At 64.2% G+C, this 20,689-nt stretch carries 17 protein-coding genes; 6 read left to right on the top strand and 11 right to left on the bottom strand.

What is annotated here, in order from left to right; all coding sequences use genetic code 11:
• Window position 1 precedes the first annotated feature (1 nt).
• From XH85_RS32485 to XH85_RS32440, 10 genes are all read right to left on the bottom strand, one after another.
• Window positions 2–1,510 (bottom strand): ABC transporter substrate-binding protein, encoded by a 1,509-nt coding sequence (locus XH85_RS32485; protein WP_128935123.1) that lies wholly within the window; start codon window positions 1,508–1,510, stop codon window positions 2–4.
• A gap of 22 nt (window positions 1,511–1,532) precedes the next feature.
• Window positions 1,533–2,639, bottom strand: a complete 1,107-nt coding sequence (locus XH85_RS32480) for an ABC transporter ATP-binding protein (RefSeq protein WP_164939971.1) — start codon at window positions 2,637–2,639, stop codon at window positions 1,533–1,535.
• Window positions 2,639–3,628 carry an ABC transporter ATP-binding protein gene (locus XH85_RS32475; RefSeq protein ID WP_128935121.1) on the bottom strand — a complete coding sequence of 330 codons (990 nt, stop codon included), beginning with the start codon at window positions 3,626–3,628 and terminating at the stop codon, window positions 2,639–2,641. Before XH85_RS32475 ends, XH85_RS32480 begins: the two co-directional genes overlap by 1 nt.
• Window positions 3,625–4,335 (bottom strand): DUF1028 domain-containing protein, encoded by a 711-nt coding sequence (locus XH85_RS32470; RefSeq protein WP_128935120.1) that lies wholly within the window; start codon window positions 4,333–4,335, stop codon window positions 3,625–3,627. The genes XH85_RS32475 and XH85_RS32470 overlap by 4 nt, the downstream gene beginning before the upstream one ends.
• Window positions 4,336–4,345: 10 nt before the next feature.
• On the bottom strand, window positions 4,346–6,151 hold the full coding sequence (locus XH85_RS32465) for a gamma-glutamyltransferase family protein (protein WP_128935119.1): 1,806 nt from the start codon (window positions 6,149–6,151) through the stop codon (window positions 4,346–4,348).
• A gap of 81 nt (window positions 6,152–6,232) precedes the next feature.
• Window positions 6,233–7,222 carry an ABC transporter ATP-binding protein gene (locus XH85_RS32460; RefSeq protein ID WP_128935118.1) on the bottom strand — a complete coding sequence of 330 codons (990 nt, stop codon included), beginning with the start codon at window positions 7,220–7,222 and terminating at the stop codon, window positions 6,233–6,235.
• A complete protein-coding gene (locus tag XH85_RS32455) occupies window positions 7,219–8,205 on the bottom strand; it encodes an ABC transporter ATP-binding protein (RefSeq protein ID WP_128935117.1) in 987 nt (328 codons plus the stop codon). Before XH85_RS32455 ends, XH85_RS32460 begins: the two co-directional genes overlap by 4 nt.
• Before the next feature lie 13 nt (window positions 8,206–8,218).
• On the bottom strand, window positions 8,219–9,181 hold the full coding sequence (locus XH85_RS32450) for an ABC transporter permease (protein ID WP_128935116.1): 963 nt from the start codon (window positions 9,179–9,181) through the stop codon (window positions 8,219–8,221).
• Between the two features lies 1 nt (window position 9,182).
• Window positions 9,183–10,163, bottom strand: coding sequence for an ABC transporter permease (locus tag XH85_RS32445; RefSeq protein WP_128935115.1), 981 nt, complete (start codon window positions 10,161–10,163; stop codon window positions 9,183–9,185).
• A 101-nt stretch (window positions 10,164–10,264) separates the two neighbouring features.
• Window positions 10,265–11,863: an ABC transporter substrate-binding protein gene (locus XH85_RS32440; protein ID WP_128935114.1), complete on the bottom strand. Its 1,599-nt coding sequence runs from the start codon at window positions 11,861–11,863 to the stop codon at window positions 10,265–10,267.
• Between the two features lie 398 nt (window positions 11,864–12,261).
• On the opposite strand from XH85_RS32440, the gene XH85_RS32435 reads away from it, so the two are divergent.
• From XH85_RS32435 to XH85_RS32410, 6 genes are all read left to right on the top strand, one after another.
• On the top strand, window positions 12,262–12,519 hold the full coding sequence (locus tag XH85_RS32435; RefSeq protein ID WP_091891548.1) for a DUF6489 family protein: 258 nt from the start codon (window positions 12,262–12,264) through the stop codon (window positions 12,517–12,519).
• A complete protein-coding gene (locus tag XH85_RS32430) occupies window positions 12,519–13,319 on the top strand; it encodes an alpha/beta fold hydrolase (RefSeq protein ID WP_128935113.1) in 801 nt (266 codons plus the stop codon). Before XH85_RS32435 ends, XH85_RS32430 begins: the two co-directional genes overlap by 1 nt.
• Window positions 13,320–13,367: 48 nt before the next feature.
• Window positions 13,368–14,918 (top strand): WS/DGAT/MGAT family O-acyltransferase, encoded by a 1,551-nt coding sequence (locus XH85_RS32425; protein WP_128935112.1) that lies wholly within the window; start codon window positions 13,368–13,370, stop codon window positions 14,916–14,918.
• A 10-nt stretch (window positions 14,919–14,928) separates the two neighbouring features.
• On the top strand, window positions 14,929–15,924 hold the full coding sequence (locus XH85_RS32420) for an alpha/beta fold hydrolase (RefSeq protein WP_164939972.1): 996 nt from the start codon (window positions 14,929–14,931) through the stop codon (window positions 15,922–15,924).
• Window positions 15,925–16,041: 117 nt separating this feature from the next.
• Window positions 16,042–19,278, top strand: coding sequence for a bifunctional cytochrome P450/NADPH--P450 reductase (locus tag XH85_RS32415; protein ID WP_128935110.1), 3,237 nt, complete (start codon window positions 16,042–16,044; stop codon window positions 19,276–19,278).
• 153 nt (window positions 19,279–19,431) lie between these two features.
• On the top strand, window positions 19,432–20,106 hold the full coding sequence (locus tag XH85_RS32410; protein ID WP_128935109.1) for a spermidine synthase: 675 nt from the start codon (window positions 19,432–19,434) through the stop codon (window positions 20,104–20,106).
• Between the two features lie 29 nt (window positions 20,107–20,135).
• On the opposite strand, the gene XH85_RS32405 is transcribed toward XH85_RS32410, so the two are convergent.
• Window positions 20,136–20,600, bottom strand: a complete 465-nt coding sequence (locus XH85_RS32405; protein ID WP_128935108.1) for a nuclear transport factor 2 family protein — start codon at window positions 20,598–20,600, stop codon at window positions 20,136–20,138.
• Window positions 20,601–20,689: the final 89 nt, after the last annotated feature.

Raw genomic sequence — 20,689 nt, 5'->3', positions numbered from 1 at the left:
GTCACTTCAGCTTGAGACCGACCACGCGCACGAGGCCGTCGGGCATCTGCCTGTAACCTTCGAGCTTGGTCGTGTGCGCGATGATGATGCGGCGATGATAGATGTAAAGGAGGGGCTCTTCCTCCTGGACCAGTTTCGCCAGAGCTTCGTAACTGGCCTTGCGCTTGGCGGGATCGGTCACCGCTCGCGCATCCTCCAGCGCCTTGTCAGCCTGTGCATTGTTCCACGCGCCGTAGTTCTGCGGCGCGCCGCTGTGCAGGAAGACGTAGGTGTTGCCGTCGGGATCGACGCGGCCGCTCCAGGCGAGCATGTAGGCCTGGTAGTCGCCGGCCTCGGCCTGCTTCAGTCCGGTCGCGAATTCGGTGAGGCGGATCTTCATATCGAAGCCGGCTTCGGCCGCCATGGACTGGATCACCTGCGCCGGCGTCTCCGTCTCGGCGCCCTTTGGCACCAGGAAATCGACGCTGACTGGCGGCGTCACGCCGGCTTCCTTCAGCAGCGCCTTGGCTTTCTCGACATTGCGGGGACGGACTGGAAGGGATTTCTGATAATAGGGATGATCAGGATTGACCCATTGATTGCCAACCTGAAACTCGCCGTTGAACACGACCTGGTTGATCGCCTCGCGGTCGATGGCGAGATCGAGCGCCTGTCGCACCTTGGCGGACTGGCTGAGCGGCCCCTTGGCCTTGTCCTTGCCGATGTTGAGGGTGACCCCCTGATAGCCGAGCTCGATGGCGGTCGCGACCTTCAGCCGCGAATCCGCGCGAACCTCCTTGAGGTCGGTGGCGAGCACGCGCTCGATCAGGTCGAGTCCGCCGGACTTCAGGTTCGCGAGCCGCACCGTGGCATCGACGATCGGCTGGAACACGATGCGGTCGATAAAGACGTTGTTCTTGTTCCAATAGTCGGCGAACTTCTCGAACACGATGCGGTCCTGCTGCACGCGCTCGACGAATTTGTAAGGACCCGCGCAGACCGGACGCAGGCCGAACTTATCGCCGGCTTCCTTCGCCGCCTTCGGCGACACCATCATGCCGGCACGATCGGTGAGCTGGGCGAGCAGCGGCGAGAACGGCGACTTCAGCACCAGCTTGATGGTGAGGGGATCGACGACGTCGATGTGGTCGACCGAGGCCAGCTCTGGCTTGCGGAAGGAACCCGGGAAGGTCAGGTGGCGCTCCAGCGAGAACTTGGCGGCCTCGGCATCGAACGGCTCGCCGTCGTGGAATTTCACGCCAGGGCGGAGCTTGATGACGAGCGCTTTGCCATCATCGGCCGTTTCGCTGGACAGCGCGAGCTGGGGCACGATGTTGAGCTTCTCGTCGATGTCGAACAGCTTGTCGCAGAACGCGGAGAACACGATGCGGCCGACATAGGTGCGTGCCATCGATGGATCGAGGATGTCGGGGTCCTCGGCAAGACCGATGCGCAGCGTGGTTTGGGCTTGCGCTGTTACGACCGACAGCAGGAAGGCGGTGGCCGTTGCGGCCAGGCGAAACATCTTCATCGGACAATCCCTATTGCTTCGGCTACGTCGTTGTGGGCGCGGTGTCTTGTATACCAACCCCGGAGACGGCTGTGCCTTCCGTCTTTTGGCTGAAGGCCGCGACCAATTTTGCAAGTGCTGGCGAAAACCCGCCGGCCGCCGGCAGGATGGCGTCGGCAGACGGCAGCTCGCCTACGCGGTGACAGGCGGCGGCGTGGCCCGCGCGGTCGGCCACGAGCTCCGGCGCCTCGGTGCGACAGCGCTCGATAACGAAGGGGCAGCGGGTGTGGAAGCGGCAGCCGGACGGCGGATTGAGCGCGCTCGGGATCTCGCCTGCCAATAGGACCGTCGTTCGCTTCGCTTTCGGCTGTGGCAGGGGGATCGCGGACAACAGCGCCCGGCTGTAGGGATGTCGCGGTGCTGCGAAGAGCGCGTCGGCCTCCGCGGTCTCGACGATCTGGCCGAGATTCATCACCGCCACGTGGTCGGCGATGTGCTTGACCACAGCGAGGTCATGCGAGACGAAGATGTAGGCGAGGCCGAGCCGATCCTGGAGCTCGCGCAGAAGGTTGAGGATCTGCGAGCGGATCGAGACGTCCAGCGCCGAGACCGGCTCGTCGCAGATGATCAGCTTCGGCTCGACCGCGAGCGCGCGGGCGATGGCAATGCGCTGGCGCTGACCGCCGGAGAATTCATGCGGATAGCGCTGCGCCAGCCGCGGCTCCAACCCGACCAGCCGCAGCAGCTCCACGACGCGCTCGCGCCGTTGCTTCGGCGGTACCAGATCGTGCAGCGCCAGCGGCTCGGTCAGGATCTGGCCGACGGTCATGCGCGGATTGAGCGAGGCGTAGGGGTCCTGGAAGATGATTTGGGCTTCGCGGCGGAAGGCGCGGAGTGCATTGGCGTCCAGGGAGAGAAGATCACGGCCGTCAAAGCGTACCGTACCCGCATCCGGCTCGATCAGCCGCAGCACCAGACGGCTGACGGTGGATTTGCCGCAACCGGACTCGCCGACCAGGGCCAGCGTCTTGCCGGCTTCGACCGAGAAGGAGACGCCATCGACGGCCTTGACATGCGCCCGAGCGCGGCCGAACAGCGAGCGTTCGGCCACGAAATGCTTGACCAGGCCTTCGACCTCGAGCAGTGCCATCACGACACCAGACGTTCAAGCGGCGCGCGGATGCAGCGCGACAGGTGACCGGGACTGACTTCGATCAGTGGCGGCGGCGCCTTGGTGCAGGCGCCCAGCACGAACGGGCAGCGCGGGGCGAAGCGGCAGCCGACGGGCGGCTGCGCCATGTTCGGCACCATGCCTTCGATCGTCGCAAGCTGCTCGGCGCGATGGTCGAGGCGCGGGATCGAGCCGAGCAGGCCGACGGTGTAGGGATGCTGCGGTGCCGAGAACAATTCGTCCACCGGCGCGCGCTCGACGATCTCGCCGGCATACATCACCGCGACCTCGTCGCAGACCTCGGCGACGACGCCGAGATCATGCGTGATCAGGATGATGGCGGCACCGCTCGCGGCCTTCAACTCCCGCATCAGCTCCAGAATCTGGGCCTGCAAGGTGACATCGAGCGCCGTGGTCGGCTCGTCAGCAATCAAGAGGCGCGGATCGCAGGCAAGCGCCATGGCGATCATCACGCGCTGGCGCATGCCGCCGGAGAGCTTGTGCGGGAATTCGTCGATCCGACGCTCGGGTGAGGGGATGTGGACGCGGCGCAGGAGCTCGATCGCCCGCTCGCGCGCATTGCGCCGCGAGCCGCCGCGATGGCGCAGGATCGTCTCGATGATCTGGTCGCCGATGGTCAGGCTCGGGTTGAGCGAGGTCATCGGCTCCTGGAAGATCATCGCCAGACGGTTACCGCGCAGGTCACGTAGCGTCTGGTCCGGGGTGCTCAGCAGGTCGAACCCCTCGAAGCGGATCATACCCGATATCTCCGCGCTTTGCTTCGGCAGCAAGCCCATGATCGCCAGCGACGTCACGCTCTTGCCGCAGCCGGATTCGCCGACGAGGCCGAGCGTGGCGCCATTGGCGACGCTGAGATCGACGCAATCGACCGCGTGGGTGACACGGCCATCGTCGCCGTGGAAGCGAATGCGCAGATCCGTGATCTCGATGAGGGGACTGGCGCTCATGACTGTCTTGCGCGGGCTGCTTTGATGCTGGCGTCGATGACGCTGCGATCGGTGTTGCCGGCCGGGTTCTGCCGTGTCGGCATGGAGGCGCGGAAGTGCACCCAGAGCTCGTGGCTGACCTGCTCGAGTCGTTCGAGCTCCCCGAGCGGATCGGGATGATCGTCAGCGCGAATGTCCAACGCAGGCCATTCCTCCTCGCCATGGATCAGCAGCGCCGCCGACTGCTTGCCCCGCTTGTCACCGCCGGCGGCTTCGCCGGCGCACATCGCCGCGAGCAGACGGCGCGGGAAGGGCAGGCTATCATTGGCGATGTAGGTCTTTGCGGTCTCGTCGAGCACGTCGGCGCCCGCAAGCATGTTGCCGGCGATGGAGAAGCCGCTGCCCGCGATGTGTCCGCACCAGTCGATACAATCGCGCCCGGTATGCGCGGCGATCTCGCCGCTCGCGTCCATGATGTGGATCTGGCGGCTTTCGCGGCCGTCGTCGGCAGCAATCAGCGCGGCAAGCACGTCGTGTGCATTGAGGCCTTCGCGCAGCAGCTTGACGCCGTCGATGCCGTAATAGGGATTGACCAAGGCCTGTGTGGCGATTGCCCCGAGTCCAGCGGCAATGTACGGGACACGCGCGCCCACGGCGAAGAAACGCGTCGCAACGGCAATGCCGAACTGGCCGGTGGCAGGATCTCGCGCGATGATCGACCAGGTCATTTTCTGCCCATCAGCGTCCTACGGCGTAGCCCTGCATGCCGCGGGGATTTGCGGCAGCGCGCCGGCGCACGCCGACGCGCGAGGCTGCGGTGAGGCGGCCTTCCGACCAGTCGGGACCGACCTCGACGATGTGCCCGCGCTCGCGAAGGTTCTCGATCGTGGCCTTCGGCACGCGGTTCTCGACCACGAGCACGCCCGGGCGCGCGGTGCGCGGCCAGAACGAGATCGGGAAGTGTTCGGAGTGCCAGGCCGGCGCGTCGATCGCCTCCTGGAGATTGAGGTTGCAATGGACGTGGCGCAGGAAGAACTGCGTGATCCACTGGTCCTGCTGGTCGCCGCCGGGCGAGCCCCAGGCGAGATACGGCTCGCCATCGCGCAGCGCCATGGTCGGCGACAGCGTGGTGCGCGGCCGCTTGCCCGGCGCGAGCGCCGCGGGATGGTCCTCCTCGAGCCAGAACATCTGTGCGCGGCTGCCGAGACAGAAGCCGAGCTCGGGAATGATCGGCGAGGATTGCAGCCAGCCGCCCGACGGCGTCGAGGACACCATGTTGCCGGCCTTGTCGATGATGTCGAAATGCACGGTGTCGCCGTGCACTTCGCCGAAGCGCCCCACGGTCGGTTCGCCGGCACCGAGCGCGCCGACCGCCTCGCGCTGGCCCTCGGCGCGGCGAAGCTTGACCACGCCGCCAAAGCCCTCGACCGAGCCGGGGCGGAAGTCGAGCGAGGCCCTTTCGGTGACGAGCTTGCGGCGCTCGTCGTTATAGGCATCCGACAGCAACGTCGTGATCGGGATCTCGTTGAATTTGGGATCGCCGTAGAACTTTTCGCGGTCGGCGAATGCCAGCTTGGCGCATTCGATCTGGAGATGGATGAACTCCGGCCCGGTCGGATCGAGCCCGTCGAGCGCAAAGCCTTTCAAAAGAGCGAGCTGCTGGAGCGTAACCGGGCCCTGGCTCCAGACACCGGCCTTGCAGACGGTGTAGCGACCGTAATCGTAAGTGAGCGGCGCCTCGATCGTCGGCTGCCAGCGTGCCATGTCGTCGGCCGAGAGGACGCCGCGATGCGGCGAACCGCTAACGTCCATGACCTCCTGGGTGCGGCAGAATTTGTCGATGGCTTCCGCAACGAAACCTTGCGACCAGGCTTTTCGCGCGCGCTCGATCTCGGCGTCGCGGCCGCCGCCGCCGCTCTCGGCCTCGCTGAGAATGCGGGTATAGGTCGCAGCCAGCGTCTTGTTGGTGAACAGCGTTCCGGGCCTCGGCACCTCGCCATTCGGCAGGTAGACAGCGGCCGAGGTCGGCCAATGCTTGCGGAACAGCTGCTCGACCGTCTGGATCGTGGCGCAGGCGCGCTCGACCAGCGGATAGCCGTCACGCGCATAGGAGATCGCGGGCTCCAGCACATCGCGCACACGCATTGTGCCGTAGTCGCGCAGCAGCATCATCCAGGATTCGAAGGTGCCGGGAACGCAGGCGGCGAGCAGACCGGTGCCGGGCACCATGTCGAGGCCTTCGCTCTTGTAGTGCGCGATGGTGGCGCGTGCCGGTGCCGGGCCTTGACCGCAGATCACTTCGGTGCGCCCGCGCTTGACGTCATGGACGATGACAGGCACGTCGCCGCCGGGGCCGTTCAGATGCGGCTCGACCACCTGGAGCGTGAAGGCGGTGGCGACACCGGCGTCGAAGGCGTTGCCGCCCTTCTCCAGGATGCCCATGCCAACGGCGGTCGCAATCCAATGCGTGGTGGCGACGACCCCGAAGGTGCCTTCGATCTCCGGCCTCGTCGTGAACGGATCGGGATTGATTTTGCTGGTCATGGGCTACCTCATTTGCGACGCGCGCAATTGATCACAGGGCCACGCCGCCGCCAAATGCGCAGGCTGCATGGCACGCGCGCGTCACGCCGGGACTGGCGCGGTGTTGACCGCGTGGCAGGCGACGCCGTCGATCAGCTCCGGCGTGTCCTTGCGACAGAGATCGAACGCCAGCGGACAGCGCGGGTTGAAGGCGCAGCCGGAGGGGGGATGGATCGGGTTCGGGATCTCGCCTTTCACCGGAACGCGCTGGCGGCCGCTCATGGCGAGATCTGGCACGGCACCCAGCAGCATCTTGGTGTAGGGCATGCGCGGACGGGCGAACAGCTCGCGTCCTTCCGCGATCTCGACGATGCGGCCGAGATACATCACGCCGACCCGGCTCGCCATGTGGCGGACCACGGCGAGGTTGTGGCTGATGAACATGTAGGTCAGGCCGAACTTGTCCTGGAGATCGCGCATCAGATTCAGGATCTGGGCCTGCACGGAGACGTCGAGGGCCGAGGTCGGCTCGTCGCAGACGATGAACTCGGCGTCCGATGCGAGCGCGCGCGCGATCGCGATGCGCTGGCGCTGGCCGCCGGAGAACTCGTGCGGAAATTTCAGCCTGTCGTCGGGGTGCAGGCCGACGAGGCTGAGCAGCTCGCCGACGCGAGCCTGGATGTCGCGCTCACCCTGGATCAGGTCGAAGGCGCGGATCGGCTCGGAGATGATGGCGTCGACCCGGAAGCGAGGGTTCAGGCTGGCATAGGGGTCCTGGAAGATCATCTGGATGCGGCGGCGTAGCTTCCGCCGCGCCGACGCCTGTCGCGGATCGGTCATCGACACGCCGTCGATCAGCACATCGCCAGAACTCGGCGGCAACAGGCCGACGACCATGCGCGCCACCGTGGTCTTGCCGGAACCGGATTCGCCGACCAGGGCGAACGTCTCGCCCTTCCTGATCTCGAAGCTAACGTGATCGACCGCCTTGAGGTATTCGAGATGCCCACCTTCGAGCACGCGATTGAGCCATGGCTTCGAGACGTCGAAGACGCGGCGTAGATTTGTAGCCTGGACGAAGGGAACGCTCATGCCGCGCTCTCCGCCGGCACATTGTCATAGAGGTGGCAGGCAACCGACTGCGCGCCACGTGGGAGCGGCTCCGGCCGTTCCACCCGGCAGCGGTCGAAGGCGAAGGCGCAGCGCGGATTGAACGAGCAACCCGGCGGAATCGCCGACAGGCGCGGCATGGAGCCGGGAATCTGCACGAGACGCTTGTCGTCTCCGGCCAGCGTCGGGATCGCGCCCATCAGCCCCCTGGCGTAGGGGTGCAGCGGATTCTTCACGACATCCTGCACCGGACCGATCTCGGCGATGCGGCCGGCATACATCACCGCGACCCGGTCCGACGTCTCCGCGATCACGCCCATGTCGTGGGTCACCAGCATCACGGCGGTGCCGTGGTCGCGCCCGAGCCGTTTGATCAGGGAGATGATCTGCGCCTGCACGGAGACATCGAGCGCGGTGGTTGGCTCGTCTGCGATGATCAGTTCCGGCTCGGCGCAGATCGCCAGCGCAATCACCACGCGCTGGCGCATGCCGCCGGAGAATTCGTGGGGATAGCCGTCGATGCGCTTTTCCGGCGCGGGAATGCCGACTTCGGCCAAGAGATCGATGGCGCGGCGGCGCGCCGCTTGTTCGGAGAGATTGAGGTGGGTCCGGATCGTCTCCACGATCTGGTCGCCGACCCGGTAGAGCGGATTGAGCGAGGTGAGGGGATCCTGGAAGATCATGCCGATGCGCTTGCCCCGGATGCGGCGCATCTCCTCAGGTGGCAGATTGTCGATTCGCAGGCCCGCGAGATGAATCTCGCCGCCGGCGATGCGGCCGGGCGGATCGATCAGGCCGATCACCGAGAGACCGGTGACGGACTTGCCGGCGCCGGATTCGCCGACCACGCCGAGCACCTCGCCCTTGGCGATGTCGAAGGAGACGCCGTCGATGGCGCGCAGCGTGCCGCGGCGGGAGGCGAACTCGACCTGGAGGTTGCGCACGGAGAGAACGGGTTCGGTCATGGGCGAGGCATACTCATCGAAGTTTTGGATTGAGCGCGTCGCGCAGCCAGTCGCCAAGCAGATTGATCGACAGAATCAGCGCCGCGAGCGCGAGCCCTGGAAAGGCGACGATCCACCATTCGCCTGCGAACAGATAGCCGTTGCCGATGCGGATCAGCGTGCCGAGCGACGGCATGGTTTCGGGCATGCCCGAGCCGAGGAACGACAGTGTTGCCTCGGTGATGATGGCGAGCGCGAGATTGATGGTAGCGATCACGAGGATCGGTCCCGTGGTGTTCGGCAACACGTGGCGTAGCATGATCACGGGGGCGGGCAGGCCGATCAATTGCGCTGCTGCGACATAATCCTTGTTCTTCTCGACCAGGACCGAGCCACGCACAGTGCGCGCGTACTGCACCCAAAAACTCAGGCCGATCGCGAAGACCAGAACCGCCAACATGCTCATCTCGTCGAGCTTGTTGCCAAAGACCGATTTAGCGATGCCGTTGATCAAGAGTGCAATCAGGATGGCCGGGAAAGAAAGCTGCACGTCGGCGATGCGCATGATCAATCCATCCACTGCGCCGCCGAAATAACCCGCCGTCAGCCCGAGCAGGATGCCGAGTACGCCAGACAAGACCACGCCGAGGACGCCGACGAGCAGCGAAATGCGCAGGCCGTAGAGGATCGCGGACAGCACGTCACGTCCCTGCTCGTCGGTGCCGAGCAGGAACGGGCTCTGACCGTCGGCGGTCCAGAGCGGCGAGATGCGAGAATTCATCAACTGAAGCTGCGCCGGATCGAATGGATTCTGCACCGACAGCACCGAGGCGAAGATCGCGAGCAGGAAGAACAGAAGCGTTACCCCCGCAGCGATCATGGTGATCTTGGAGCGGCGGAACGAATAGAACAGGTCGCTGTCGAGCGCGCGCCTGAACCAGCCAGGTGCGGCCGCGGCGCGCTTCTCGACACTATGCGGAACGACGGCCTCACTCATGTCAGTGCGCCCGGCTGACCGTCGAGCGCAGCCGCGGATCGACGATGGTGTAGAGGATATCAACCACGAGATTGATGGTGACGAAGATCAGGGAGACCATCATCAGGTAGGCCGCCATGATCGGGATATCGACGTTCTGAACGGCCTGCACGAACAGGAGCCCCATGCCCGGCCACTGGAACACGGTCTCGGTGATGATTGCGAAGGCAATGACCGAGCCAAATTGCAGGCCTGCCACGGTGATGACAGGAACCAGCGTGTTGCGCAGCGCGTGACCGAAATGGATCGCCCGCGTGGTCAGTCCGCGCGCACGGGCGAAGCGGATGTAGTCCGTCCGCATCACTTCCAGCATCTCCGCGCGCACGAGGCGCATGATCAGCGTCATCTGGAACAGGCCAAGTGTGATCGCGGGCATGATCAACGCTTTCAAGCCCGACAACGTCAGAAGGCCAGTCGTCCACCAGCCGATATGCACGACGTCGCCTCGCCCGAACGAAGGCAACCAGCCGAGCGTCACCGAAAACAGGTAGATCATGAGAATGCCGATCAGGAAGGTCGGCAGCGAGATGCCGATCAGCGAGACGGCTTGAAATATGTGCGCGAGCCAGCTGTCACGGCGCAGCGCCGAATAGACGCCCATCAGGATGCCGCTGACCATCGCGAAGATGGTGGCACAGATCGCGAGCTCCAGCGTCGCGGGCATCCGCTCCATCAGCAGATTGTTGACGGGGAGGCGGAACTGATAGGACACGCCGAATTTGAACTGCGCGGCGTTGCCGATATAGCGGCCAAACTGCACGAGAACGGGGTCGTCGAGGCCGAGCGATTTGCGGATCGCGGCGCGTTCAGCGCCCGACGTGTCCATCCCGACCATCTGGTTTACGGGATCGCCGGCGAAGCGGAACATCGAGAACGCGATGATCCCGACGGCGATCATGACACCGATGGCCTGGATGGCCCGGCGCAGTGTGAAAGCGAGCATCTGTTCCTTTCACATCTCTTCAGCAGCACGCATCATTGCGTTAACCCGAAACGGCAAGTCCCGGAAGCCAAGGCTTCCGGGACTTCACAACTTGTCGACGCTTACTCTTCCTGCTTGGTCGCCCAGTAGAGCATGACCATGTTGTCCGCACGCTGGGTCAGCTTCACCTTCTTCGACACGCCCCAGGCGAGCGCCTGCTGGTGCAGCGGGATATAGGCCCAGTCCTTCATCGAGAGCTCGAAGGCCTGCTTGATCAGGAGATCGCGCTTGGCCGTGTCGGATTCCACGAGAACCTTGTCGGCGAGCTCGTCGAACTGCTTGTTGCAATAGCCGGCGAGATTGGCTTCGCCGCGGTTGGGATCCTTGGGATCGTCCCGGCAACCCATGATGTCGTGCAGCACGTTCTGGGAATCGAGCGTATCCGGGGTCCAGCCCAGCATGAACAGCGAGGTCTTGTAGCCGCCGGGCTTGAGCACCTTGGCGAAATATTGGGCCTTGGGCTGCGCCAGAAGATCCACCTTGATGTTGATGCGGGCGAGCATGCCGACGATGGCCTGACAGATCGCGGCGTCATTGACGTAGCGATCGTTCGGGCAGTCCATCGTCACCTCGAAACCGTCGGCATAGCCGGCGTCGGCAAGGAGCTTCTTGGCGGCGTCGGGATCGAATTTCGGCCGGGTGAAGCCCTTCGACGGATAGATCTCCGGTGCGACCATCAATGCGGACGGCGTGGACAGCCCGCGCATGACGCGGTTCTTGATCAGGTCGACATCGATCGCCCGGTAGACGGCTTCACGGACGCGAACGTCCTTGAACGGGTTCTTGCCCTTGACGTTGGAATACAGGAGCTCGTCGCGCGCCTGATCCATGCCGACGAAGATGGTGCGGAGCTCAGGTCCCGTCAGCACCGTGGCGTTGGGGCTCGCTTTGACGCGCTCGATGTCCTGCACCGGTACCGGCTCGATCACGTCGACTTCGCCCGACAACAGCGCCGCAACACGGGTGGCGGGGTTGGCGATCGGCGTAAAGATGATCTCCTTCAGATTATGTTCCGGCTTGCGCCACCAGTTCGGGTTGACCTTGAAGACGGTCTTCACGCCCGGCTGATGGCTTTCGATGACGAACGGACCGGTGCCGTTTTCATGGAGCGACGCATAGCTCGGAGTCGTGGCGGCCGCTGGCGTCGGTGCCACCGCATCGTTCGCCTCTGCCCATTTCTTGTCCATGATGTACCAGGTCGCCCACAGCGCCGTCAGGATCGGATTGGGCGAGGTCAGGATGAAATCGACGGTGTAATCGTCGACCTTGACGACCTTGGCATCGGCGGGAACGCGGCTCTGGAAATTCGAGCCTTTTGCTCGTACGCGCTCGGCCGAGAACACCACGTCGTCAGCGGTGAAGGGGTCGCCATTGTGGAATTTCACGCCCTTGCGCAGGTGAAAACGCCAGCGTGTCGGTTCCGGCGTCTCCCAGCTTTCGGCGAGCGCCGGGACGATCTTCAGGTCCTTGCCGCGGGCGACCAGGCCCTCATAGACATGACCGAGATGCGCGCTGGTGGTCGACTCGTTCAGCGTGTAGGGATCGAGCGACTTGAGCTCACCCTGGTTGGCGTAGCGCAGCGTCTGGCTCGACGCCGGCGAGACCGCCAACGCAAGCGCACCGGCGAGCGTCGCCGCAAACAAACTTCGTCCGACTGACATTCTTGACCCTCTCCACTCGCCCCGACCGTCATTTTTGATTGTTCGGCGGGGCCGATCGATCCATGTTGCCCAGAGTTCACGACCCGTGCAAGCGCCATTCCAGCAAGGAACGCGCCAAGTTGCACCGCTGTGCAGCAATGCTGCCCGGCAATCTAGGGGAGGCTGGCGCGCAAACGACATCCGACTTTCGCCCTGTGAAGTCCTCCGGAACGATGGAGATGGGCCCTGGCGGCCCTCTTCGTTTCAGCCGTCCGCTGCGGTCGCGCCGGACAATTTGATTGACCATTCCCGTCGATTGCGAAAGCCGGTCGCCGCAGCTTCCCCTCAGGTCGCTTGCGTCGCACCACAACTCGCGGCGATACTGGCGGCAGGCCGCTCGAATCTCATCAGGAGGGGATATGAAAGTTAACATCGAAATCGACTGCACCCCCCTCGAGGCCCGCCAATTCTTTGGATTGCCCGACGTGTCGCCGATGCAGACGGCGGTGATGGACAAGCTACAGCAGCAGGTCTTGAGCAACATCGACAAGGTCTCGCCCGAATCGTTGGTTCAGAGCTGGTTTACATACGATCCCAAGCTCGCCGAGCGGTTTCAGGACATGTTCGTCGCGATGGCCGGCCTCGGCGGCACGCGCAGTAGCGACAAGAAGAAATAGTGTCGTCAGGGCCGGACGGGACGCTGGATCCAGGCCGGCTTCGTCCGCCGGGTGTCGGACTGCTGCTTGCCGAGGCGCGGGGCCTGTTCGAACTCAATGCGAGCCTGCTGCTGTCACCGCTGCTGATGCGCGCACCAAGGGGCGACGGCCATCCGGTGCTGGCGCTGCCGGGCTTCCTCGCCAGCGATCTCTCGATGGCGCCGATGCGGCGCTATCTCAGCGAGCTCGGTTACGAGGCACATGCCTGGCGGATGGGCCGCAATCTCGGCGGGCTCGGACGGATGCGGGACGCCTTGCGCGTTCGTCTGGGCGAAATCCATGCCGCGTCCGGACGCAAGGTCAGCCTGGTCGGATGGAGCCTCGGCGGCGTCTATGCCCGTGATCTCGCACTTCAGGCGCCGGAAATGGTCCGCTATGTCGTCACGCTCGGTAGCCCTTTTGCTAACGACGTGCGGGCGACCAACGCCACGCGGCTATACGAGGCGCTGTCCGGCGAGCGGGTCGAGGATTTTGCCGAACAGCGCGAGGCGATCGCCGGCGATCTGCCGGTGCCCACGAGCTCGATCTATTCGCGCGCCGACGGTGTCGTGAACTGGCGGACCTGTCTGCTGCGTCCTTCCGACCGTGCCGAAAACATCGAGGTGCACCTGGCGAGCCATATCGGGCTCGGGGTCAACCCCGCGGCGCTATGGGCCGTGGCGGACCGCCTGGCACAACCGGAGGGAGAATTCTGGCCATTTGACCGGGCCGGGCCGTTTGCCATTGCATATGCCCCGCCGGAACAGGCAGTATCGGCCTGACGAGAAGCGCCGACCAAGGCGCCCGTCGAAATCCTGCGGGAGGGAACTATGGCTGACGGGAAGAAGCTGTCGTCGCTGGACGCGTCGTTTCTCTATCTGGAAACGCCGGAAATGCCGATGCATGTCGGCAGCATGGCGATCTTTCGCCTACCCGACGATTACAAGGGCGACTTCTTCGAAGACTTCAAGGCGATGATCGTCTCGCGCCTGCACATCGCGCCGATCCTGAAGGCGCGGCTGGAGAAGGCGCCGCTCGACATCGATCATCCCTCCTGGGTCGAGGACGACCAGTTCGACATCGACCGCCACATTTTCCGCGCCAGCCTGCCGCAGCCACGCGACCGCGCCACGCTCGAACGCATTGTCGGCTGGATGCATGCCAAGCTCCTGAACCGGGCCCGTCCGCTCTGGGAGTTCTACGTGTTCGAGGGTATGAAGGACAACGAGGTCGGGCTTTATTCCAAGATGCACCACGCCGCCATCGACGGCGGCGCCGGTGCGGCCCTGACCAACATGATCTACGACATCTCGCCGATTCCGCGGAAGGTCGATCCTCCGACGGCAGGAGCCAAGCCCGGACAGGAGCCGCGCGACATCGCCGCCAACCTGCTCGATTCCTATCAGCAGCTCTTCAGCCAGCCGCTCGATGCGTCGGCGGCCGCGAAGAACCTGCAATTGCCGCGCACCGGCAAGAGCGACATCGGCTCGATCCTGTTCGACAACGCGATGTACCAGATCGAGAGCGCGGTTCGCTTTGCCGGTAACATCCCGACCGTGCTCAAGAGCGTCTCCGACGTGCTCGGCAAGGTCGCCGACCCGAAGTCGCGCGAGAGCCTCGCCAGCATGGTGTCGCCGCCGACCATGCTCAACAAGACCATCTCGTCGGAGCGCAGCTTCGCCGGCGTATCGATTTCACTTTCACGGGCGAAGGCGCTAGCCAAGCAGGCCGGCGGCAAGCTCAACGACGTGGTGCTGGCGCTCGCCTCAGGCGTGGTCCGCCGCTATCTGCAGCAATATGGCACGCTGCCGGCGAAATCCCTCACGGCTGCCGTGCCGATCTCGCTGCGCGAGGAGGGCAACACCGAGGCCAACAACCAGGTGTTCGGCATGATCTGCTCGATCGCGACCAACATCGCCGATCCAAAGGCGCGGCTCGAAGCGATCATCGCGCAATCGACCAAGTCCAAGGAGATGTCGCATCCGCTGCGGGCACTGATGCCGCAGGTCTCCAATATCTCGATGCTGGGCGCACCGATCATGGTGCAGATCCTGGCGCTGCTCTACAGCCGCTCCAATCTGTCGGACGTGCTGCCGCCGGCCGCCAACATCACGGTGTCCAACGTGCCGGGACCGCGGCAGACGCTCTATGCCGCAGGGGCCGAGCTGCTGCACATCTTCCCGGTGTCGATCGCGACGCATGGGCAGGCGCTCAACATCACCGTGCAGAGCTATCGGGACCAGCTCGATTTCGGCTTCATCGTTGGCGCCAATATCATTCCGCATGTACAGGTGATGTGCGACATGCTGCCGGAAGAGTTCGCCGCACTGGAAGCGGCCTATGTGCCGCCCGCGGCCGACGTCAAGAGCGCTGCCGAGTAGGAAGGTCGCCATGATTGAAATGCCACCGCTCAAGTTCGCGACGACGAACGGAATCCGCATGGGCTATTACGAGGCTGGCCCGGCCGATGACAAGCCGCCGATGGTGCTGTGCCACGGCTGGCCCGAGCTCGCCTTCTCCTGGCGCCACCAGATCAAGGCGTTGAGCGAGGCCGGCATCCGCGTGATCGCGCCGGACCAGCGCGGCTACGGTGCGACCGACCGGCCCGAGCCGGTCGAGGCCTACGACATCGAGAACCTGACCGGCGATCTCGTCGGACTGCTTGATCATCTGCAGATCGACAAGGCGATCTTCGTCGGTCACGACTGGGGCGGCTTCGTCGTCTGGCAGATGCCGTTGCGGCACATCGACCGGGTCGCCGGCGTGGTCGGCATCAACACGCCCCACACCAATCGCGCCTGGGCCGATCCGATCGAGCTGTTGCGTGCACGCTTCGGCGAGAAGATGTACATCGTGCAGTTCCAGGATCCGGCGCGCGAGCCGGACAGGATTTTCGGCAGCCGTGTCGAACAGACCTTCGATGCGTTCATGCGTAAGCCGGTGCCGCGCCCGGCCGACGCGCCGCCGGAGGAGGTGGTTGCCGGTGTCGGCGCTTCGCCGCGGCTCAATCTGGCATTTCCGCAGATGATTGCCGGCTATGACGCGAAGCACGATCCGCGTACGCCGATCCTGTCGCCGGAAGAGAAGAGAGTCTTCGTCGATGCCTTCACCAGAACCGGCTTCACCGGCGGCATCAACTGGTACCGCAACATGTCGCGCAACTGGACGCGTGCCGAAGGGCTCGATCATACGGTCCGCGTGCCGTCGATGATGATCATGGCCGAGAATGACGCGGTGTTGCCGCCATCCTCCGCTGATGGCATGGACAAGCTGATTCCCGATCTCGAAAAGTATCTCGTCACGGACAGCGGCCATTGGACGCAGCAGGAGAAGCCGGAGGAGGTCAGCGCCAAACTGATCGAATGGCGTAGAAGGAGGTTTGGCTAGGTCGTCATTGCGAGCGAAGCGAAGCAATCCAGGAATGTGTCCGCGGAGAGACTCTGGATTGCTTCGTCGCAAGAGCTCCTCGCAATGACGAGGGTTACTGAGGGGGAAGCGCTTTTCATGTCATCCAAGAACCGACTGGACCCGATCCCGCATCCGCCGACCAAGCCGGTGGTCGGCAACATGTTGTCGTTGGATTCGGCCGCCCCCGTGCAGCACCTGACGCGGCTCGCCAAGGAGCTCGGTCCGATCTTCTGGCTCGACATGATGGGCTCGCCGATCGTCGTTGTCTCCGGCCATGATCTCGTCGACGAGCTCTCCAACGAGAAGCGCTTCGACAAGACGGTGCGCGGCGCGCTGCGGCGTGTGCGTGCGGTCGGCGGCGACGGCCTGTTCACGGCCGATACCAAGGAGCCGAACTGGAGCAAGGCGCACAACATTCTGCTCCAACCGTTCGGCAACCGCGCCATGCAGTCCTATCATCCGAGCATGGTCGATATCGCCGAGCAACTCGTCCACAAATGGGAGCGGCTCAACGCCGACGACGAGATCGACGTCGTCCACGATATGACCGCATTGACGCTTGATACGATCGGCCTGTGTGGCTTCGATTATCGCTTCAACTCGTTCTACCGGCGCGACTACCACCCCTTCGTCGAGTCGCTGGTGCGCTCGCTCGAAACCATCATGATGACGCGCGGCTTGCCGTTCGAGCAGCTCTGGATGCAGAAGCGGCGCAAGACCTTGGCCGAAGACGTCGCCTTCATGAACAAGATGGTCGACGAGATCATCGCAGAACGCCGCAAGAGTGCGGACGGGATCGACGACAAGAAGGACATGCTGGCCGCGATGATGACCGGCGTCGACCGCGCGACCGGCGAGCAGCTCGATGACGTCAACATTCGCTACCAGATCAACACTTTCCTGATCGCGGGCCACGAGACCACCAGCGGCCTGTTGTCCTACACGCTCTATGCACTGCTCAAGCATCCGGACATCCTCAAGAAGGCCTATGATGAGGTCGACCGCGTCTTCGGCCCCGACGTCAATGCGAAGCCGACCTATCAGCAGGTGACGCAGCTCACCTACATCACGCAGATTCTGAAGGAGGCGCTGCGGCTGTGGCCGCCGGCGCCGGCCTATGGTATCTCGCCGCTCAACGACGAGACCATCGGCGGCGGCAAGTACAAGCTCAGGAAGGGCACCTTCACCACCATCCTGGTGACGGCGTTGCATCGCGATCCCAGCGTCTGGGGACCGAACCCGGATGCGTTCGATCCCGAGAATTTCAGCCGCGAAGCGGAAGCGAAGCGGCCGATCAATGCCTGGAAGCCGTTCGGCAACGGCCAGCGCGCTTGCATCGGCCGCGGCTTTGCCATGCACGAGGCTGCGCTTGCGCTCGGCATGATCCTGCAGCGCTTCAAGCTGATCGATCACCAGCGCTATCAGATGCACCTCAAGGAAACGCTGACGATGAAGCCGGAAGGCTTCAAGATCAAGGTGCGCCCACGCGCCGATCGCGAGCGCGGTGCTTACGGCGGGCCCATCGCGGCTGTGGCCTCGGCACCGAGGGCGCCGCGCCAGCCGACCGCGCGGCCGGGCCACAACACGCCGATGCTGGTGCTGTACGGGTCCAATCTCGGCACCGCCGAGGAGCTGGCGACGCGTATGGCTGATCTCGCCGAGATCAACGGCTTTGCCGTTCACCTTGGCCCGCTCGACGATTACGTCGGCAAGCTGCCGCAGGAAGGCGGCGTGCTGATCATCTGCGCCTCCTATAACGGCGCGGCGCCTGACAATGCGACGCAGTTCGTCAAATGGCTCGGCGGTGACTTGCCGACGGATGCCTTTGCCAATGTGCGCTACGCCGTGTTCGGCTGCGGCAATAGCGATTGGGCTGCGACCTATCAGTCGGTGCCGCGCTTCATCGACGAGCAATTGTCGGCGCATGGCGGGCGCGCCGTCTTCCCGCGCGGCGAAGGCGATGCGCGCAGCGATCTCGACGGTCAATTCCAGAAATGGTTCCCGGCGGCTGCCCAGGTCGCGACCAAGGAATTCGGCATCGACTGGAATTTCACCCGCACCGCGGAGGACGATCCGCTTTACGCGATCGAGCCGGTGGCGGTGACTGCCGTCAACACCATCGTCGCCCAGGGCGGCGCGGTGGCGATGAAGGTGCTGGTCAATGATGAGCTTCAGAACAGGAGCGGGGCCAATCCATCGGAGCGTTCGACACGCCACATCGAGGTGCAACTGCCGTCCAACGTCACCTATCGCGTCGGCGACCATTTGAGCGTCGTTCCGCGCAACGACCCGACACTGGTGGATTCGGTCGCCCGCCGCTTCGGCTTCCTGCCGGCCGATCAGATCAGGCTTCAGGTGGCCGAAGGCCGCCGTGCGCAATTGCCGGTCGGCGAGGCCGTGTCGGTCGGCCGTCTGCTCAGCGAATTCGTCGAGCTGCAGCAGATCGCGACGCGCAAGCAGATCCAGATCATGGCCGAGCACACCCGCTGCCCGGTCACCAAGCCGAAATTGCTGGGGTTCGTTGGCGAGGAGCCTGAAACGCTCGAGCGCTACCGCACCGAGATTTTGGCCAGGCGCAAATCGGTGTTCGACCTGCTGCTCGAATATCCGGCCTGCGAACTGCCCTTCCACGTCTATCTGGAAATGCTCTCGCTCCTGGCGCCGCGCTACTACTCGATCTCGTCCTCGCCGTCGGTCGACCCGGCGCGATGCAGCGTCACCGTCGGCGTGGTCGAAGGTCCGGCAGCCTCCGGTAGCGGCACCTACAAAGGCATCTGCTCGAACTATCTCGCCAACCGTCGCGCGGGCGATGCGATCTATGCGACCGTGCGCGAGACCAAGGCCGGTTTCCGGCTTCCCGATGATTCATCCGTGCCGATCATCATGATCGGGCCGGGCACGGGACTTGCCCCATTCCGCGGCTTCCTTCAGGAGCGCGCCGCGCGCAAGGCGAAGGGGGCCACGCTCGGTCCCGCAATGCTGTTCTTCGGCTGCCGCCACCCCGACCAGGACTTTCTCTATGCGGACGAATTGAAGGCGCTGGCGGCAAGCGGCATCGCCGAGCTCTTCACGGCGTTCTCGCGCGCGGATGGACCCAAGACCTATGTGCAGCACGTACTTGCCGCGCAGAAGGACAAGGTCTGGCCCCTGATCGGGCAGGGCGCCATCATCTACGTCTGCGGCGACGGCGGTAAGATGGAGCCCGACGTGAAGGCAGCGCTCGTCGCGATCCACCGCGAGAAGAGCGGCAACGATGCCGCGGCCAGCGCACGCTGGATCGAGGAGATGGGTGCGAAGAACCGCTATGTGCTGGACGTCTGGGCGGGCGGATAGGGCGAGATTGTAGGGTAGGTTAGCCTTGCGAACGCGCGAAGCGCAGTTCGCTGGGTGTAACCCATCAAGGTCTCTTACCGCGGATACGGAAGTGGTGGGTTACACCTTCGGCTAACCCACCCTACCGATTTCCGATCGTGCTAAAGCTCTCCCATGATTCCCTGGGAAAAGATCGACACCGCGCAAATCCCGGGTTCCGACGGTGAGCTGCGCCTGATGCGGCGCGGCAAGGAGTTCTCCATCAAGCTCGGCAGCAACGAGCTGATGAACAGCCGCTTGTCGGGCTCGGAGGTGGCGCTCGCGACGCTGGCGGCAAAGCAGATCGAGAATGTCTTAAAGCCCGTCGTCCTCATCGGCGGCCTCGGCATGGGCTTTACGCTGCGTGCGGCGCTTGCCGTGCTCGGAAGCGACGCGAAGGTCGTGGTCGCCGAACTCGTGTCTGCGGTGGTGGCCTGGGCACGCGGCCCGATGGCGCAGGTCTTCGGCGACAGCCTCGATGATCCCAGGGTGAGCATCCGGGAGACCGACGTTGGCGAGATCATCCGGGCGCAGCGTTCCGTCTTCGACGCCATTCTCCTCGACGTCGACAACGGGCCGGAAGGGCTGACCCGGAAGGGCAATGATGCGCTCTACGACGTGAGCGGGCTCACGGCGGCGAAGACGGCGCTGCGGCCTGGCGGCGTGCTCGCTGTCTGGTCTTCAGGACCCAACCCCGCCTTCACCAAACGCCTCGGCCGTGCCGGCTTCGACGTCAACGAAGTCAACGTCCGCGCCACCGGCAGGGGCGGCGGCGCGCGCCACGTGATTTGGATCGCGCGGAAGCGCTAGGCCCGTATCCGCAGCGCCGGTTCTATCCGTCAGAACATCGTGTTGTTGTTTGCGGGATTTTCAGGAATGTCCTGAACGACGTCCCAGTGTTCGACGATCTTGCCGTTTTCGAGCTTGAAGATATCCACTATCGCGCGCCCCTTGCTGCCGGGCTCGCGAACGGAGTGAACGTGGAGGATCACAAAGTCGCCATTCACGAAGCTGCGCTTGATCTCGCTATGCGAGTTCGGAAACTTTTCGCGCAGGAAGCCGATGAATTTTCGGAAGCCATCCGGGCCATCGGCCGCGTTTGGATTGTGCTGGACGTAGCGGTCGCCGACATGGGTGAGGGCCGCATCAGCGTCCTTCTGATTGAGCCCCTTCTCGTAGAAGGCTAGCACGGTTTTGCGATTGGCTTCTTCTTGCGCGCTACCGGCCATCGCAGCGCTACTGGCGAGCGAGAGCATGAGAATTGCAGCAGTGATCATTGCGCCTGGTCGGACGATCGAATGCATGTGAGCTCCGAGAGGCCGCAGCCTCTTTGCGATTGAGGAAGGCCTGTATAGCTTCCGTGCCGGCTTTCGTTAAGAGAGTAACCAGCCGC

It is taken from the genome of Bradyrhizobium zhanjiangense, from assembly GCF_004114935.1.
Classification (GTDB): Bacteria; Pseudomonadota; Alphaproteobacteria; order Rhizobiales; family Xanthobacteraceae; genus Bradyrhizobium; species Bradyrhizobium zhanjiangense.
This window is presented reverse-complemented; position numbering and strand designations above follow the sequence as displayed.